Raw genomic sequence first — 15,900 nt, 5'->3', positions numbered from 1 at the left:
TGCACAGTCGGCGAACGCACGCCGCGGCTCGCCCCCGTACGGCAGGAAGCACCGCGGGCAGGGACCTACTGGTCGACCTTGAGGGCGGCCAGGGCGTCGCGGGCCGGCTGCACCAGCTCGGGTCGGGTGTCCGGGATCGAGGCGTAGTAGAGCCCGGCGGTCGCGCCGGTGGCAACGATGACGACGATGAGCAGCTCGCCCTTGGTCTTCAGGCCCTCGATGTTGAAGGAGAGCTGCGACTCCACAATCCAGGCGTCGTGACCGTCGACGGTCATCTTCTGGTTCTTCTTGTCCGCCCGCTGCACCTCGTTGTCGCCATAGAAGGCGCCGAGGATGCATTTCACGACGATGCCGGCGCCCTGCTCGGGTGTGTAGAAGCCGTCCCCGGCCTGCAGCTCACCGACCAGGACCGAGGCGACCCAGCTGTTGCCCGGCTGGTAGTTCTCCTCGACCGTGACGATCTGGCTCTGCACGTCACTGCCGAACGGCACCCGGGTGTCGCCCTGCGGAGCGCCCCACGGAGCGGGTAGCAGCGGATAGGAGATCGGGCCGCCGTGGACCCGGCCGTCGTTCGGGTGCGACGGGGGAGAGGCGGTCTGCGCCTGCTGCTGCGGGCAGACATCCTCCGACGGCTGACCACCGCCACCTGGCCCGCCCGCGAACGGCCCGTTGCCACCCATCGAGCGCACCGCGAGCACGACCACGATGATGATCACCACCAGCAGTGCGGCTGCGCCGATCCACCAGCCCACCGGCGACCGCTTCTTCTGGGTCTGCTGGTAGTTGGCGTACGCTCCGCCGGCCTGCGGGCCGTAGCCCGGCTGGCCCATGCCCTGCTGCCCGTACGCCTGTCCCGGGTAGCCGGCACCGGGCTGGGCCGGGGTCTGTGCACTGGCGGCACCCAGCCCCTGTACCGGCGGCGCCGCGTTCGGGTTGGGCGACGTGGCTGCCGACCAGGCGCGGCCGTCCCAATAGCGAAAGAGACCCTGCTGGCCGCCCGGATCCGGATACCACCCTGCTTTGCTCACCGGTCGATTCTATGCAGGCGCAGGTCTCCTCCACGCCCTCCGGCCGTGCGTCGAGTCGACAAACTGCCGGATCGCTCAGCCGAACCGACCGGTGATGTAGTCCTCGGTGGCCTTCTCGTCCGGGTTGGAGAAGATCTTCTCGGTCGTGCCCATCTCGATCAGCCGTCCCGGCTTGCCCTGAGCCGCCAGGTTGAAGAAGGCGGTCTGGTCGCTGACCCGGGCGGCCTGCTGCATGTTGTGGGTCACGATCACCACCGTGTACTCCTCCTTCAGCTGCTGGATCAGGTCCTCGATCGCCAGCGTCGAGATCGGGTCCAGGGCGGAGCACGGCTCGTCCATCAGCAACACCTGCGGCTGCACCGCGATCGCCCGGGCGATGCAGAGCCGTTGCTGCTGGCCGCCGGAAAGGCTGACGCCCGCCTTGCCCAGCCGGTCCTTGACCTCGTTCCACAGGTTCGCATGGATCAGGGACCGCTCGACCGCCTCGGCCAGCACCTTCTTGTTCTTCACCCCGTTCAGCCGCAGGCCGGCGGCGACGTTGTCGAAGATCGACATCGACGGGAACGGGTTGGGGCGCTGGAAGACCATGCCGACCACCCGGCGGACCGCCACCGGGTCGACACCCGGCCCGTACAGGTCGGTGCCGTCGAGCTCGACGGTGCCTGTGACGTACGCGCCGGGGATCACCTCGTGCATCCGGTTCAGTGTCCGCAGCACGGTCGACTTGCCGCAGCCGGAGGGTCCGATGAAGGCCGTCACGGTGCGTGGCTGGACCGTGATCGACACGTCCTCGACCGCGTGGAAGGAGCCGTAGAAGATGTTGACGTTCTTGACGTCGATGCGCTTAGCCATCGAGGGTGCTTCCGTTCTCGCTGTGGTGCATGGTCACTTGTCCTTGATCTTGCCCAGCCGGGCGATGCCACGGGCCAGCAGGTTGAGCAGCATCACGATCACGATCAACGTCAGCGCGGCGCCCCAGACCCGTTCGTAGCCGGGCATGGTGGGGGCCTGGTCGCGACCGGTGTTGATCATGGTCGGCAGCGCCGCCATGGTGTCGGAGGCCGGGTTGAAGTTGATGCCCTGCGCATACACCACCAGGATCAGCAGCGGCGCGGTCTCTCCCATCACCCGGGCGAGACCGAGCACGACCCCGGTGGCGATGCCGCTGAACGCGGTCGGCACGACCACCCGCAGGATGGTCTTCCACTTCGGCACACCGAGTGCGTACGCGGCCTCCCGGAGGCTGTCCGGCACCAGCTTGAGCATCTCCTCGGTGGATCGCAGCACCGTCGGCAGCATCAGCAGCACCAGGGCGAACGACACCGCCACCGCCGACCGGCCGAAGCCGAACATGGTGATCAGCAGGGCGTAGATGAAGAGGGCGGCGACGATCGACGGGATCCCGCTCAGGATGTCGACTGTGAAGCTGACCACCCGGGCCGCACGCGTGCCGCGGGCATACTCCACCAGGAAGATCGCGCCCAGAACGCCGATCGGGACGGCGATGGCGGCGCAGATCAGCGCCATCTCGACCGTGCCGACGATCGCATGGTAGGCGCCGCCACCGTCGCGGCGCGGCGTGATCCCGCGTTGGCTCTGCAGCCACCAGTTCGCGTCGAGGACCAGATGCAGGCCCTTGGAGACGACGGCGAAGAGGATCCATACCAGCGGCACCAGCGCGACCAGGGTGGCCGCGGCGACCAGCACCGTGGCGGTGGCGTTCTTGGCGGTCCGAGACCCGCTGGGCCGGCGGAAGTCGAGCTTGTCCGAGGTGGTGACGCTCATGACTTGGCCCCTCCCCGTTCGGCGATGACCCGGGCCAGGGCGTTCACCACGAAGGTGACCAGAAACAGCACCAGCCCGGACGCGATGTAGGCGCCGGTCTTGGACGGCGAGTCGAACTCCTGGGCGTTGTTGGCGATCTTGCTGGCGAACGTCTCGCCGCCGGCGAACAGCGACGGGTTGAACCGCTCACCCTCCGAAGGCTGGGCCAGGATGATCATCACCGCGACCGTCTCGCCCAGCGCCCGACCCAGACCGAGCATCGAGGCGCTGATGACGCCGGAGCGGCCGTAGGGCAGCACCGCGGTGCGGATCATCTCCCACCGGGTGGCGCCCAACGCGAGAGCCGCCTCCATCTGGTCGCGCGGGGTGCGTTCGAACACGTCGCGGGAGATGGCGGAGACGATCGGCAGGATCATGATGGCGAGCACCACGGCGGCGACGAAAACCGTGCCGTCCGAGGTCAGCCCCGGTCGGAACAGCGGAAACCAGCCCAACGTGTCCGACAGCCACCGGGTCACCGGCTGCAGCCGGGGCGCCAGTACGGCGATCCCCCACAGCCCGAAGACGATCGAGGGGACCGCCGCCAGCAGGTCGACCATGAACGCGAGTGGGCCGGCCACCCGGCGGGGGACGTACTGGGTGACGAACAGCGCGACCCCGATGGCGATAGGCACGGCTATCGCCATCGCCACCACCGAGGACAGCACCGTGGTCCAGAGCAGGCCGGCGATACCGAACCGGAGCTCGTTGCCGGCCACCTTCCACTCGCTCGAGGCCAGGAAGTTGGCCTTGTCGGCGGCGAGGCTCGGCAGGGCGAGGGCGAGCAGGAAGAGGCCGACGAACAGGACCAGAAGCACGATGACGACGCCCGAACCGGCGGCCGAGCCGAAGAAGATCCGGTCGCCGCGCCGACTGATCTTGGCGAGCTTGACGCCCCGGCCGGAGGTTGGGACTGCGGTCGCCGTATCGGCGTCGCTGCTGTGGGTAGACACCCTAGAAGTGTGCCTGAAGCCGCGCGCAGGCGCCGCTGTGCGCCCGGTTGCGGTGTGTTCCGAGTCCACGGCATCGTCGGGGTCGACAGGGGAGCCGGACCGGTCCAGCCGGCGGGCCTTGTTGATATCGGTCACGGACATGTGCACTTCCTGCTCGGTCGAGGTCGTCCCGCCCCCGCGACGCGGGCGGCGGGACGACCACGGGTGGTCGTCAGCCGATCACTGGATCGCGGCGATGGAGGCCGTGACCTTGGTCTGCAGCTGGGCCGGCAGCGGTGCGTAGCCGATCTCCTCGAGCGACTTCTGGCTCTCGGAGCTGGCGAAGAACCCGAGGAAGTCCTTGACCAGGGCCGTCTTGCCAGCGTCCAGGCCCTTGCTGCAGACGATCTCGTAGGTCACCAACAGGGCCGGGTAGGCGCCCTTGGCGGTGTCGGCGTACTTGATGTCGAGGGCCAGGTCGTTGCCGGTGCCCTTGACCTTCGCCTCGGCAACAGCCTCGGCCACCGCCTCACCGGTCAGCTCGACCGGTCCGGCGCCGTTGTCGATCTGGGCCGTCTTCAGCTTGTTGTCCCTGGCGTAGCTCCACTCCATGTAGGAGATGGAGTTCTTGGTCGAGGTGACACCCTGCGCGACGCCGGAGGACTTGTTCTTGCCCTCTCCGGTGCCGGTCCACTTCTTGCCCGGCTCCTGCTTCCAGGCGCCCTTGCCGGCGCCGGAGAGGAACTTGGTGAAGTTCTCCGTCGTACCCGACTCGTCGGAGCGGAAGAACACCGTGATGTTGGCCTTCGGCAGCGTCACTCCGTCGTTGAGGGCGGCGATCTTCGGGTCGTCCCAAGTCTTGATGGTGCCGTTGAAGATGCCCGACAGCACCTCCGGGGTGAGCACGAGCTTGTCGACACCGTCCACGTTGTAGGCGACAGCGATCGGTCCGACGACCATCGGGATGTTCCAGGCCTCGTTGCCCTGGCAGCGCTGCTTGGCCTTGTCGGTTTCGACGACACCGTCCTTCTCCTCGCTCTTCAGCGCCGAGTCGGAGCCGGCGAAGTCCACCAGACCGTTGTAGAAGGACTTGATGCCGGCACCGGAGCCGGTGCCGTTGTACTCGATGGTGGCCTTGTCGGAGCAGGCCGAGCCGTAGGCGGAGATGATCTCGGCGATGGCGTTGCCCTGGGCGGTCGATCCCTCGGCCGTCAGGCTGCCGGCAGGACAGGCGAGGTTGGAGGACGAGGAGGAAGTCGAGCCGCCGGGCTCGCTTCCGTTGGTGGCGACGGGATCGGAGCCGCAGGCTGCGAGGCTCAACGTGCCCAGTGCGGCGACAGCGGCCAGCTTGGCCAAACGAGAAGCGGTTGGGCGGTTCATCGTCACGTCTGTTGTTCCTTCGGAGGCATGGGGGGCCCGATGCCCCCTACTGCGCGTGAACGTACGGAGCGGAGGTGACCAGAATCCGCTGCCGAGATGAACGGAAGGTGAATGGTCTGCGTGCAGTCGGCGCTGCGCCTGGTCGGCACCCTGGTGGAGGGTCAGTCCAGGGTGAGCCCGCGCCCGGTGTTCGCGGTGGGCTCAGGCCTGCGGGCGGTAGTGCTCCATGGCGTGGGTCGCGCCGTCGGCTGTCAGATGGGCCACGATGCACTCACCGGGTGCCATCGGGCGTGGCACGATGTCCAGCGCGGCGAGCATCTGCGGCAGCACCGGACGGTGGCCGCAGACCGCCGTCGGCTGGCCTGATTCGGCGGCCTGGGCGGCGATGCTCCGCATCAGCCGCTGAACTCCCTTCTCGTCCTCGCCGCCCTCCTCCTCGCTCAGCAGGCCGCGACGTTCGATCACCAGGTTCTGCCGCTGCGCGTACGGCAGTAGGGTGCTGACGCAGCGCGCAGAGGTGGAGCTGATCAGCTCGGTCACCCCGTAGGCCTTCAGTATCGGGATCAGCCCGACGGCCTCGCGGCGGCCGCGGGCACTGATCGGCCGAGCCGGGTCAGGGTGGGACCAGTCCTTGCGGTCCATCGCCTTGCCGTGCCGGATGATGATCAACGGCGTGGTCGCCGGCTGCTCCATCGCCTGCTGCAGCAGCATCCTGTCGTGATCGCGGGTCAACCGGGCCAAAGCCGCCTTGATCGGCAGCCAGGACACCACGTCGACCTCTTCGTCGGGCGCGCGCGGAATGACGTCGAGCACGGTGCCGGTCCAGTAGGAGACCCGTTTCATGCCGTTCTTGCCGGCGTTGTAGCGGACCGTGTCCAGCGGCGCGCCCAGCCTGATGGTGACTCCGGTCTCCTCCATCACCTCACGGACGGCCGCAGCAGGGATCGGCTCCCCGGGGTCGAGCTTGCCCTTCGGCAGGCTCCAGTCGTTGTAGCGCTGCCGGTGGATGATCACCACCTCGGTGCCACGCGTCTGGTTGACGCGCGTCACCACGGCCCCACCGGCGAGGACGTCCCTCATTTCGAGCGGCGTCGGCTCTTGGCCGTGATCAGGAACTCCTGCATGTCGATCAGCGGGTTGTGGTCACCGTCGGTGGTGCGGGGGGTCCAGATGTCATCGGCGTCCAGCTCCCAGGCGACCGTTTCCTGGTCGAAGGCGATGTCAAAGAGCTCGCTGATCTCCTGGATGTGCGCGGCGTTGGTGATCGACACCAGCACCTCGACTCTCCGGTCGAGGTTGCGGTGCATCAGGTCGGCCGACCCGATGCCGACGGTGGGTTGACCACCGTTGGCGAACCAGAACAGCCGACTGTGCTCGAGGAAGCGGCCCAGGATGCTGCGGACCCGGATGTTGTCACTCAGACCGGGGACACCCGGCCGGATGGTGCAGATCCCGCGGACCCACAGGTCCACGCTGACACCGGCCTGCGAGGCACGGTAGAGCGCGTCGGAGATGGCCTCGTCCACCAGCGAGTTGACCTTGATCTTGATCCCGGCCGGTTTGCCGTCCTCGTGGTTGGCGATCTCGTTGTTGATCCGGTCCAGCAGGCCGGTGCGGATCCCGTGCGGTGCCACCAGCAACCGTCGGTACTGGGTCTCCTGAGACATTCCGGACAGGTGGTTGAAGAGCCGGCCGATGTCCTCGGTGACGATCGGGTTCGCGGTCAGCAACCCCATGTCCTCATACATCCGGGCCGTCTTCGGGTTGTAGTTCCCGGTCCCGATGTGCGCATAGCGACGCAGCCCGTCCGGCTCGTCGCGCACCACCATCGACAGCTTGCAGTGCGTCTTCAGCCCGACCACCCCGTACACCACATGGCAGCCGGCCTGCTCAAGCGTTCGGGCCCAGCCGATGTTGGCCTGCTCGTCGAAGCGCGCCTTGATCTCCACCAGGGTGAGCACCTGCTTGCCGGCCAACGCCGCCTCGACCAGGGCATCGACGATGGGGGAGTCGCCTGAGGTCCGATACAGCGTCTGCTTGATCGCCAGAACGTGCGGGTCGGCCGCCGCCTGCTCGATGAACCGCTGCACACTGGTTGCGAACGAGTCGTACGGATGGTGCAGCAGCACGTCGCGTTGCTTCAGCGCAGCGAACATGTCGGCCGGCTGGGCGGTCTCCACCTCGGCCAGGTGCGGATGGGTGGACGGCAGAAAGGCGGGGTACTTCAGCTCGGCCCGATCCATCCCGGTGAGCGAGAACAGCCCGCGCAGGTCCAGCGGACCCGGCAGCGGGAAGACCTCCTTCTCACTGATGTCCAGCTCGCTCATCAACAGCTCGAGCATCTTCGGGTCGATGTCGTCCTCGACCTCCAGCCGGACCGGCGGGCGGCCCACCTTGCGCCGCAGCAGCTCCTTCTCCAGCGCGAGCAGCAGGTTCTCGGCGTCGTCCTCCTCGACCTCGACGTCCTCGTTCCGGGTGACACGGAAAGTGTGGTGCTGAACCACCTGCATGCCGCTGAAGAGCTGGTCGAGGTGCCGGGCGATGACGTCCTCGAGCGGCACGTAGCGCCCCTCGGACAGCAGCAGGAACCGTGGCAGCACGGTCGGCACCTTGACCCTGGCGAACTGCCGCACCCCGGTCTCGGGATTCTTCACCAGCACCGCCAGGTTGATCGACAGTCCGGAGATATAGGGGAACGGGTGTGACGGATCGACCGCGAGCGGGGTCAGCACCGGGAAGATCCGTTCCGCGAAGAGCTCGTTCATCCGGTCCTTCTCGCCGGCGTCCAGCTCGTCCCAGCGCAGGATCTCGATCCCGTGTTCGGCAAGCTCGGGGCGGACCTCCTGCTGGAACACCCGGGCCTGCTCGAGCACCAGCTCGCGCGTCTTGCTCAGGATGGCCGAGTGCACCTCCCTCGGCATCAGGCCGCTCACCGTGGGCACGGCCACGCCGGCCGCGATCCGGCGTTTCAGGCCGGCCACACGGACCATGAAGAACTCGTCCAGGTTGGAGGAGAAGATCGCCAGGAAGTTCGCCCGCTCGAGCAGCGGCACCCGGTCGCGGTCCTTGGCCAGGTCGAGCACCCGATTGTTGAAGGCCAGCCAGGAGAGCTCGCGGTCGGAGAAACGGTCCTGCGGGAGGGAGAAGTCGGCCGTCGTCTCGAGGTCGCGCCCGGTCCGCGCCTCCGCGGCCACGTACTCGGTGTCGATCGAGTCCATCAGCTCTCCTGCAGTGTCTGGGTCTGCATCGTATGCGGCCCGTTGCCATCGAGGCTATCTTGCAGCGCGTACATCACGTCCCGGTTCGTGACCTCGAAGCCGTACCCGCTGTACAGCCGCACAGCGCGCTCGTGGTCCGCCTCGACGTAGAGCTCCACCTCGGTATTGCCGACCGCCGCCAGGTGCTGCAGCCCGTGCACCAGCAGGGCCCGGCCCAGTCCGCCGCCGCCGGCCGTCGGGTCGACACCGAGGACGTACACCTCGCCGAGGCGGCCCGGATGCTGCTTGGTCCAGTGGAAGCCGACCAGCTCCTGGCCGCGTTCGGCCAGGAAGAAGCCGGCCGGGTCGAACCAGTCCTCGGCCAACCGGACGGCCAGGTCAGCCCGGGTGAGCCGGCCCTGCTCGGGATGGTGGGCGAAGGCGACCGCGTTCAGCCGAAGCCAGCTCGTCTCGTCGCGGCCGACCTCGAAGGTACGGATCCGGACGCCGGCCGGTAGCGGCGGGGTGGGCGGCAGCTGGACGAGCCGTCGGCGCATGATCAACAGCTCCCGGACCCGGTGGAACCCCTCCCGTTCAGCCAACCGACGGGCCGCCGCCGAGTCACCGATGGCCCAGATCTGCAGCGGGGACCGGGCCTGCCCGACCAGGGCTACCAGCAGCTGATGACCCACCCCTTGGCCGCGTCGCCCCGGTGCGACCACCAGCTCTCCGGTCGAGGTCGGACGATCATGGTGCAGCTGGGCGTAGCCGACGAGCTCGCCGGCCTCCGTGGCGACGAGGTGGCAGACGTCACCGGCCGGATGTCGCAGCGCCAGCAGCCCCGCCTCGTTCAGCGCCGAGAAGCCGTCGACGCGGTCGGCGGCGGCCACCAGGTGCAGGATCTGGCGGCGCTGCTCCTCGGTCAGCTCAGCGGTCACCGTGATCATGTCCAAACGGTAGTGCCTGAGGACGGTCCGGCCGGGCGCACCTCGGTGGGAGGGCGCGGCAGGGCCGATCTATGCTGGTTGGCCATGCGCATCGGAGTGATTGGCCTAGGCGGTATCTCGGCAGCACACCTGGCGGCCTGGGAGGTGGTCGGGCAGGAGATGGATCTGGAGATCCACGGCTACGACCACCTGCCCGAGAAGCCGGTGCCGGCCGGGGTGACCCCCCACGACTCGCTCGAGTCGATCCTGTCCGCCGTCGACGTCGTCGACATCTGCACCCCCAGCTACACGCATCCGGAGATCATCCGCGCCGCGGCCGACGCGGGGCTCCGGATCATCTGCGAGAAGCCGCTGGCCCTGACCGTCGCCGAGGCGGTCGACACGCTGCGTTACTGCCGCGAGCGCGACGTCCCGCTGCAGATCGGCCAGGTGGTGCGGTTCTTCGGCGAGTACGAGTCGGCGCACCGGGCAGTGTCGACCGGCGAGTACGGCGAGCCGGCGGTACTGCGGTTCCGTCGAGCCAGCGCGCAGCCGCGGAGCAACGAGTGGATGCACGACGAGGCGTTGTCGGGCGGCATCGCGGTCGACCTGATGATCCACGACATCGACCAGGCGATCTGGTTCGCCGGTGACGTGGAGCGGGTGTTCGCCCAGGCCGGACTGCCGAAGTACGGCGGCGCCCAGACGCAGGCGTACGCCACCCTGACCCATACCAGCGGGGCACTCACCCAGCTGAACGCGTGCTGGGGATTGGCGGGCGGGTTCGAGACCTCCTTCGAGATCGCCTGCACCGACGGCATCATCAACCATGACAACCAGGACCACTCCTCGCTGCGGGCCGACCGGCCCGACCTGTTGGGCACCGCAGGGCTGCTGCCGGTGATGGCCGGCGCAACGCCGTTCGCCGCCGAGCTGAAGGAGCTGCTCGCCGCGGTTGCCTTCGGCGCCCCGTCGAGGGTCGACCCGGTGGATGCGATCGCCGCTCTGTCGGTGGCCATCGCCGTACGGGAGTCCGCCCGCACCGGACAGGCGCAGGTACCCGAGCCGCTGCCCTCAGACATGCAGCGGTCCGCAACAAGCTGGCAGGCAATGGCAGGAGCGACATGGTGAACGAGCAGCAAAAGCAGACAATGACCGGCCTCAAGCTGCCGGGTACGGGATTGCGGATCGGCGTGATGTCGTACGCCCATGTCCACGCCCCGGGCCTGGTGTCGCTGCTCAAGGCGCTCGGGGCCGAGGTGCTGGCCGCCGACCTTGACCCGGCCCGCGGTGCGAGCTCGTCGGCCGCGGCCGGGGTGGAGTTCGTCGGCGACTACGAGGCGCTGCTGGCCCGCGACCTCGACGGCGTGGTGATCTGCGCGGAGAACTCCGAGCACCGCAAGCTGACCGAACGTGCCGCAGCAGCCGGCGCCTATGTGCTGACCGAGAAGCCGCTGGCCACCTCGGTGGAGGACGGGCTGGCGATGATCGACGCCTGTGACCGGGCCGGCGTCGGCCTGATGACCGCCTTCCCGCTCCGGTTCGCGCCCCAGATCATCACCGTGGCCGCACTCGCGCACGGCGGTCGGCTGGGCAAGATCGCGGCCCTGTCCGGAGCCAACCCGGGCAGCTGCCCGGGTGGCTGGTTCGCTGACAAGGACCTCGCCGGTGGCGGCTGCGTGATGGACCACACCGTGCACCTGGCCGACCTGATGTGCTGGCTGACGGGTGCGATCCCGACCACCGTGTACGCCCAAACCAACCGGATGATCTCGCCCCAGCACAACATCGACACCGGCGGGCTGGTGTCGATCACGTTCTCCGACGGCACCATCGCCAACATCGACGCCTCCTGGAGCCGTCTCGGCCACTACCCGGTCTGGGGCGGGCTGACCCTGGAGGTGGTCGGCACCGACGGCGTGGTGCAGGCCGATCCCTTCGGCGAGCAGATGCTGGCCACCAGCCAGCAGACCAAGTGGCTCCGGTTCGGTGCCGACCCCAACCGGGAGATGGTGCGGGAGTTCCTGACCTCGATCCGCGAACGCCGCCAGCCGACGCCGTCGGGTCGCGATGGGCTGCTGGCCACGGCGATCGCGCTGGCCGCCTACCGCTCGGACGAGCAGAACGCTCCGGTGGCGGTGGACCTGGGAAACTCAGCCCATGCGTGATGAGCAGTACCGGCCGGACGACATCGGCGCCTACGGCGCCAGAGAGCAGCCGGCCATCGTCGCCAGGATGACGCCGCATCTGCGGTTGACCCAGGTCGGCAACCTGCTCGCTCTGGTCGCCGTCATCCTGACGGTGGCTGCTCAACTGACGTATCCGCAGAGCTTCGCCAGCGTCACCGGGCGGGCGGCGATGGTCACGGCCTTGGTCAGCAGTGTGCTGCTGCTGCTCATCTGCTCCTTCCAGCACTTCGCCTGGCTCCGGGCGATGGCGGAGTGGAAGGGACAGCGCGACGTCGACCTGGTCCCGCTGCGGCGGATCTCCTGGATCCTGCACCTGGTGTCCTATCTGGTGCTGATCGTCGGTCTGTGGGGATGTGTCGCCGCGAGCGGTGCGGCTGGCTGGTCCGCCACCGCCTCGGTGCTGCTGGCCTTCGCCCTGCTGTCCATGATCGCGGCCCAGATCTGCGCCGGCGTCCAGTACCTGCGGACCAGCGGGCCGCCGGGGACCGTCCCGACGCACATGCGGGCCCTGCTGCGCCGTGCCAACCCCAGGGCCCCGCGCCCCGGCGACGAGGACTGAGCGGGGTCGTCGCGCCCCCTTACGTCGCGTACCCCGGGTCCGCCCGTCCCGTGCACCAGGTTCGCCCGTCCCGTACGTGAGCCCGCTCCCGTACGTCCCGTACGGTCGCCCGATACATCCCCTGCCCCGATCGAAAACTCATCAGAACGCGAGAATTCGGCTGCGAGTGGCGCTTCCTGCTTCGAACTCATCAGAACGCGAGAATTCTGCCGCGAAACGGCGGTGGATTCAACTGGTCAACGCAACACCGTGTGGATCGATCGGTTGTGAGAGTAGTTCGTTGAGGGCTTCTTTGGGGGTTTTCCAGTCGAGTCGTTTGCGGGGGCGGTCGTTGAGCTGGTTGGCGACGTAGTCGAGGTAGTCGGGGTGGTAGCCCGACAGGTCGGTGCCTTTGGGGAAGTACTGGCGCAGCAGCCCGTTGGTGTTCTCGTTGCTGCCGCGCTGCCAGGGTGAGGCCGGGTCGCAGAAGTAGATGGCGATGTCGGTGGCGAGGGTGATGTTGGCGTGGTTGGCCATCTCGATTCCCTGGTCCCAGGTGACGGTCTTGGCGAGCAGCTTCGGCAGCTGCCCGATCGTGGCGATCATCTGCTGCTCCACCTCTACCGCGCCGTGCCGGCCGGGCAGGTGCAGCAACAACACGAAGCCGGTCATCCGCTCGACCAGGGTGCCGATCGCCGAGGCGGAGTTCTCCCCGATGATCAGGTCACCCTCCCAGTGGCCCGGCACGGCCCGGTCGGCGACCTCGGCGGGCCGCTCGCTGATGTTGACCATGTTCGCGATCCGGCCACGCCGCACCGACGGGTCACGGCGCGGCTTCCGCAGCGCCCGCCCGGTCCGCAGACACCCGGTGAGCTCTCGCCTCAGCGCCCCACGGCCCTGGACATACAGCGACTGGTAGATCGTCTCGTGCGACACCCGCATCTCCGCATCGTCGGGAAAGTCCTCCCGCAGCCGGGCCGCGATCTGGGCCGGGCTGTGCTTGGCCATCAGCCTAGATTGCACCTCATCTCGAAGCCGCGCCCCGGCTGCCAGCTTCGCCACCTTCGGCCGAGCCGCCCGCCGATCCGCCTGACCCTGAGCCACCGAGGCACGATAACCACTACGCGACCAGCCCGCACCACGGCGCAGCTCCCGACTGACCGTGGCCGGATCGCGCCCGATCTCCCGAGCGATCTGACGCACCCCACCACCAGCCGCCCGACGACACGCGATCTCCTCACGCTCAGCAAACGACAACCGCAGCCCCGAAGGCTCCCCGACGACCGAAGGAATCACCCCGCCAGCATGACGAAACCACCGACCGGCAGTGCCCCTCGACACCCCCACACTCCCCGCCGCCACCTCCACCGCCACACCCCCACGCACCAGACGCCAGAACCGACGCTGCACCTCCACCGCAATCCTCGGACGCCCAACACCAGCCATCACAACACCCCCAACAGAAAGAGCGTTGCGTTGACCCCCTGAACCCAAGGGCGTCGGGCGCTTCAAAAACTCGCGTTCTGATGAGTTTTCGCAAGAGGCCGGGGGAGCAGGGAGCCGCGTTCGCAAACGGGCGCGGGATCAGGGAGCAGCCTCCGAAGGCGCCGGGAATAGGGAGCACTCTCGACCAGGGGATAGGGGCAGTCGTTGCGCAGCGCCGGGCCAGACGACTGCGGGTCAGAATTCCGCGCGGGCATCCTCGCCGTGGGTGACGAAGCGGTAGCCCACGTTGCGGACGGTGCCGATCAGCGACTCGTACTCGGGACCGAGCTTGGCCCGCAGCCGGCGGACGTGCACGTCCACGGTACGGGTGCCACCGTAGTAGTCGTAGCCCCAGACATCGCTCAGCAGTTGCTGCCGGCTGAAGACCCGGCCCGGGTGCTGGGCCAGATACTTGAGCAGCTCGAACTCGGTGTAGGTCAGGTCCAGCTGTTCGCCATTGAGCCGCGCGGAGTAGCCGGCCTCGTCGATGACGATGTTCCCGGTGCGGATCAGCGCGTCCGACGCGGTGTCGGTCGCGGTCGGCGCCATCGCCAACCGCAGCCGGACATCGATCTCAGCCGGTCCGGCGGTCGTCAACAGCAGGTCATCGAAGCCCCAGTCGGAGGAGAGGGCCGCAAGTCCGCCCTCACCGACGACGACGAGCAGCGGAGCCTCCTTGCCGGTGGTCTCCATCAGCCGGCAGAGCGAGCGGGCGCCCACGAGGTCACGCCGTGCATCCAGCAGCAGCGCGTCACAGGGTGGTGCGTCCAGCAGCGCGGTCGGCTCGGCCTGAGCGACCCGCACCTGGTAGAACGGCAACAGCTCGAGCGCAGGCAGGATCTCCGCCGAGGCGTGCATGTCGTTGGTCAAGAGCAGAAGTACGGGCAAGTCACTCGCTCCCTTCGCTCCGGACCCTGGAATGAGCTTGGCTGGAATGAGGCGAGGCCCTGGCTGGAGTGCCCGGGCCTCATCGCATGGTTGAGAATACCGCTATGCCGACTGTGTCGATTCGCTACTGGGCCGGCGCCCGCGCCGCCGCCGGGATGGATGCTGAGGTGATCCAGGCCGAGACGGTGGCAACAGCACTGCGGATCGCGCGCGATCGCCATGCCGATCCGCGGTTTGACCGTGTCCTCGAGGCGAGCTCACTGCTGCTGGACGGGGTGGCTTTGCACCCGGCAGATCTGGAGGCGCAGCTGGTCCAGGATGCCCGGGTCGAGGTGCTGCCACCGTTCGCCGGAGGCTGAGTCTCAACATATGATCATGAGTCTCACTCCTTGACACGATGCTTGGGCGCTGGCGTGGTGTCGGCTTAGGGTGGGGAACGTGATCGCGACGAATCCGTGGGCTCAGCCGCTCACCCGACGCCTGGCCGTAGACCACGGCCGGATGCGCTCGTCGCTGTGTCGAATGATCTAGAGACGTCGTCTCATCATGTGAACCCGCCCGCTGGGTGGAGTTCGCCCAGTGCGGCTACGACGTCTCTTTCCAGCGCCCGACGGGCACCAGACACCGAGCCATCCCCTTGAGCAATAGGAGACACACGACATGAGCAGGCAAGAAGTACTCGTAGACGCGGACTGGGTCACCGAGCATCTGGACGACCCCAAGGTCGTTCTGATCGAGGTCGACGAAGACACCAGCGCCTACGACGGCGGCCACATCAAGGGCGCCATCAAGCTGGACTGGAAGGCCGACCTCCAGGACCCGATCCGCCGGGACTTCGTCAACCAGCAGCAGTTCGAGAAGCTGCTGTCCGAGCGCGGTGTCGGCAATGACGACACCGTCGTGCTGTACGGCGGCAACAACAACTGGTTCGCCAGCTACGCCTTCTGGTACTTCAAGCTGTACGGTCACCGCGACGTCCGGCTGCTCGACGGCGGCCGGAAGAAGTGGGAGCTGGATGCTCGCGAGCTCAGCTCCGAGACCGTCACCCGCCCCGCGACCTCGTACAGCGCTTCCGAGCCGGACCTCAGCATCCGCGCCTTCCGGGACGAGACCGTGCAGGCCATCGGCGTGAAGAACCTGGTCGACGTGCGGAGCCCGGACGAGTACGCCGGCCGGCTGCTGGCCCCCGCCCACCTGCCGCAGGAGCAGGCGCAGCGTGGCGGCCACATCCCCACCGCGGTGAACGTGCCGTGGAGCAAGGCGGCGAACGACGACGGCACCTTCAAGTCGGATGAGGAGCTGAAGCAGATCTACTCCGAGGCCGGTGTGGACTGGGACACCGACACCATCGCGTACTGCCGGATCGGCGAGCGCAGCGCCCACACCTGGTTCGTGCTGCACGAGCTGCTGGGCCAGCAGAACGTCAAGAACTACGACGGTTCGTGGACCGAATACGGGTCGCTGGTCGGCGTCCCGGTGACCGTGGGCGACGAGCCCGGACAGCTGTAAGGAG

General features: G+C 68.0%; 15 protein-coding genes. 5 read left to right on the top strand and 10 right to left on the bottom strand.

Annotation, left to right across the window (positions count from 1 at the left end):
- Positions 1 to 65 precede the first annotated feature (65 nt).
- The 8 genes from JOE57_RS06370 to mshD form a co-directional block, all read right to left on the bottom strand.
- Positions 66 to 1,028 carry a DUF2510 domain-containing protein gene (locus JOE57_RS06370; RefSeq protein WP_204916909.1) on the bottom strand — a complete coding sequence of 321 codons (963 nt, stop codon included), beginning with the start codon at positions 1,026 to 1,028 and terminating at the stop codon, positions 66 to 68.
- A 75-nt stretch (positions 1,029 to 1,103) separates the two neighbouring features.
- On the bottom strand, positions 1,104 to 1,880 hold the full coding sequence (gene pstB / locus JOE57_RS06365; protein WP_204916908.1) for a phosphate ABC transporter ATP-binding protein PstB: 777 nt from the start codon (positions 1,878 to 1,880) through the stop codon (positions 1,104 to 1,106).
- A gap of 33 nt (positions 1,881 to 1,913) precedes the next feature.
- Positions 1,914 to 2,813, bottom strand: coding sequence for a phosphate ABC transporter permease PstA (gene pstA / locus JOE57_RS06360; protein ID WP_204916907.1), 900 nt, complete (start codon positions 2,811 to 2,813; stop codon positions 1,914 to 1,916).
- Complete coding sequence (gene pstC, locus JOE57_RS06355) at positions 2,810 to 3,946, bottom strand: phosphate ABC transporter permease subunit PstC (protein ID WP_204916906.1); 1,137 nt, start codon at positions 3,944 to 3,946, stop codon at positions 2,810 to 2,812. The genes pstA and pstC overlap by 4 nt, the downstream gene beginning before the upstream one ends.
- A 78-nt stretch (positions 3,947 to 4,024) precedes the next feature.
- Complete coding sequence (pstS, locus tag JOE57_RS06350; RefSeq protein ID WP_204916905.1) at positions 4,025 to 5,164, bottom strand: phosphate ABC transporter substrate-binding protein PstS; 1,140 nt, start codon at positions 5,162 to 5,164, stop codon at positions 4,025 to 4,027.
- 201 nt (positions 5,165 to 5,365) lie between these two features.
- The gene (locus JOE57_RS06345; RefSeq protein WP_204916904.1) at positions 5,366 to 6,244 is read right to left on the bottom strand and encodes an NUDIX hydrolase; all 879 of its coding nucleotides are present in this window, start codon (positions 6,242 to 6,244) and stop codon (positions 5,366 to 5,368) included.
- A complete protein-coding gene (locus JOE57_RS06340; RefSeq protein WP_204916903.1) occupies positions 6,241 to 8,382 on the bottom strand; it encodes an RNA degradosome polyphosphate kinase in 2,142 nt (713 codons plus the stop codon). Before JOE57_RS06340 ends, JOE57_RS06345 begins: the two co-directional genes overlap by 4 nt.
- Positions 8,382 to 9,308 carry a mycothiol synthase gene (mshD, locus tag JOE57_RS06335; RefSeq protein WP_204916902.1) on the bottom strand — a complete coding sequence of 309 codons (927 nt, stop codon included), beginning with the start codon at positions 9,306 to 9,308 and terminating at the stop codon, positions 8,382 to 8,384. Before mshD ends, JOE57_RS06340 begins: the two co-directional genes overlap by 1 nt.
- 84 nt (positions 9,309 to 9,392) lie before the next feature.
- Between mshD and JOE57_RS06330 the strand changes: the two genes are divergently transcribed.
- Genes JOE57_RS06330 through JOE57_RS06320 form a run of 3 tightly spaced genes read left to right on the top strand, consistent with a single transcriptional unit; the run spans position 9,393 to position 12,035 of the window.
- The gene (locus JOE57_RS06330) at positions 9,393 to 10,418 is read left to right on the top strand and encodes a Gfo/Idh/MocA family protein (RefSeq protein WP_204916901.1); all 1,026 of its coding nucleotides are present in this window, start codon (positions 9,393 to 9,395) and stop codon (positions 10,416 to 10,418) included.
- Positions 10,415 to 11,455 (top strand): Gfo/Idh/MocA family protein, encoded by a 1,041-nt coding sequence (locus JOE57_RS06325; RefSeq protein WP_204916900.1) that lies wholly within the window; start codon positions 10,415 to 10,417, stop codon positions 11,453 to 11,455. Before JOE57_RS06330 ends, JOE57_RS06325 begins: the two co-directional genes overlap by 4 nt.
- Positions 11,448 to 12,035, top strand: coding sequence for a hypothetical protein (locus tag JOE57_RS06320; protein ID WP_204916899.1), 588 nt, complete (start codon positions 11,448 to 11,450; stop codon positions 12,033 to 12,035). Before JOE57_RS06325 ends, JOE57_RS06320 begins: the two co-directional genes overlap by 8 nt.
- A gap of 228 nt (positions 12,036 to 12,263) precedes the next feature.
- On the opposite strand, the gene JOE57_RS06315 is transcribed toward JOE57_RS06320, so the two are convergent.
- Positions 12,264 to 13,460: an IS30 family transposase gene (locus JOE57_RS06315; RefSeq protein WP_204916898.1), complete on the bottom strand. Its 1,197-nt coding sequence runs from the start codon at positions 13,458 to 13,460 to the stop codon at positions 12,264 to 12,266.
- 234 nt (positions 13,461 to 13,694) lie between these two features.
- A complete protein-coding gene (locus tag JOE57_RS06310) occupies positions 13,695 to 14,387 on the bottom strand; it encodes a winged helix-turn-helix transcriptional regulator (protein ID WP_204916897.1) in 693 nt (230 codons plus the stop codon).
- Positions 14,388 to 14,491: 104 nt separating this feature from the next.
- Here JOE57_RS06310 and JOE57_RS06305 point away from each other — a divergent pair, with 104 nt between their 5' ends.
- Together JOE57_RS06305 and JOE57_RS06300 are read left to right on the top strand one after the other, a co-directional pair.
- Positions 14,492 to 14,746, top strand: a complete 255-nt coding sequence (locus JOE57_RS06305) for a MoaD/ThiS family protein (protein ID WP_204916896.1) — start codon at positions 14,492 to 14,494, stop codon at positions 14,744 to 14,746.
- A 301-nt stretch (positions 14,747 to 15,047) separates the two neighbouring features.
- Entirely contained in the window at positions 15,048 to 15,896 is an 849-nt protein-coding gene (locus tag JOE57_RS06300) for a sulfurtransferase (RefSeq protein WP_204916895.1), read from the top strand.
- Positions 15,897 to 15,900: the final 4 nt, after the last annotated feature.

This window comes from Microlunatus panaciterrae (assembly GCF_016907535.1).
GTDB classification, from domain to species: domain Bacteria; phylum Actinomycetota; class Actinomycetes; order Propionibacteriales; family Propionibacteriaceae; genus Microlunatus; species Microlunatus panaciterrae.
This window is presented reverse-complemented; position numbering and strand designations above follow the sequence as displayed.

Excerpts from the sequence above, each read along its gene's own strand:
- pstA (WP_204916907.1), bottom strand. The coding sequence starts at position 2,813 with ATGAGCGTCACCACCTCGGACAAGCTCGACTTCCGCCGGCCCAGCGGG.
- JOE57_RS06340 (WP_204916903.1), bottom strand. The coding sequence starts at position 8,382 with ATGGACTCGATCGACACCGAGTACGTGGCCGCGGAGGCGCGGACCGGG.
- pstC (WP_204916906.1), bottom strand. The coding sequence starts at position 3,946 with ATGTCCGTGACCGATATCAACAAGGCCCGCCGGCTGGACCGGTCCGGC.
- pstS (WP_204916905.1), bottom strand. The coding sequence starts at position 5,164 with ATGAACCGCCCAACCGCTTCTCGTTTGGCCAAGCTGGCCGCTGTCGCC.
- JOE57_RS06305 (WP_204916896.1), top strand. The coding sequence starts at position 14,492 with ATGCCGACTGTGTCGATTCGCTACTGGGCCGGCGCCCGCGCCGCCGCC.
- pstB (WP_204916908.1), bottom strand. The coding sequence starts at position 1,880 with ATGGCTAAGCGCATCGACGTCAAGAACGTCAACATCTTCTACGGCTCC.
- JOE57_RS06315 (WP_204916898.1), bottom strand. The coding sequence starts at position 13,460 with ATGGCTGGTGTTGGGCGTCCGAGGATTGCGGTGGAGGTGCAGCGTCGG.
- JOE57_RS06330 (WP_204916901.1), top strand. The coding sequence starts at position 9,393 with ATGCGCATCGGAGTGATTGGCCTAGGCGGTATCTCGGCAGCACACCTG.
- JOE57_RS06320 (WP_204916899.1), top strand. The coding sequence starts at position 11,448 with ATGCGTGATGAGCAGTACCGGCCGGACGACATCGGCGCCTACGGCGCC.
- JOE57_RS06300 (WP_204916895.1), top strand. The coding sequence starts at position 15,048 with ATGAGCAGGCAAGAAGTACTCGTAGACGCGGACTGGGTCACCGAGCAT.
- JOE57_RS06345 (WP_204916904.1), bottom strand. The coding sequence starts at position 6,244 with ATGAGGGACGTCCTCGCCGGTGGGGCCGTGGTGACGCGCGTCAACCAG.
- mshD (WP_204916902.1), bottom strand. The coding sequence starts at position 9,308 with ATGATCACGGTGACCGCTGAGCTGACCGAGGAGCAGCGCCGCCAGATC.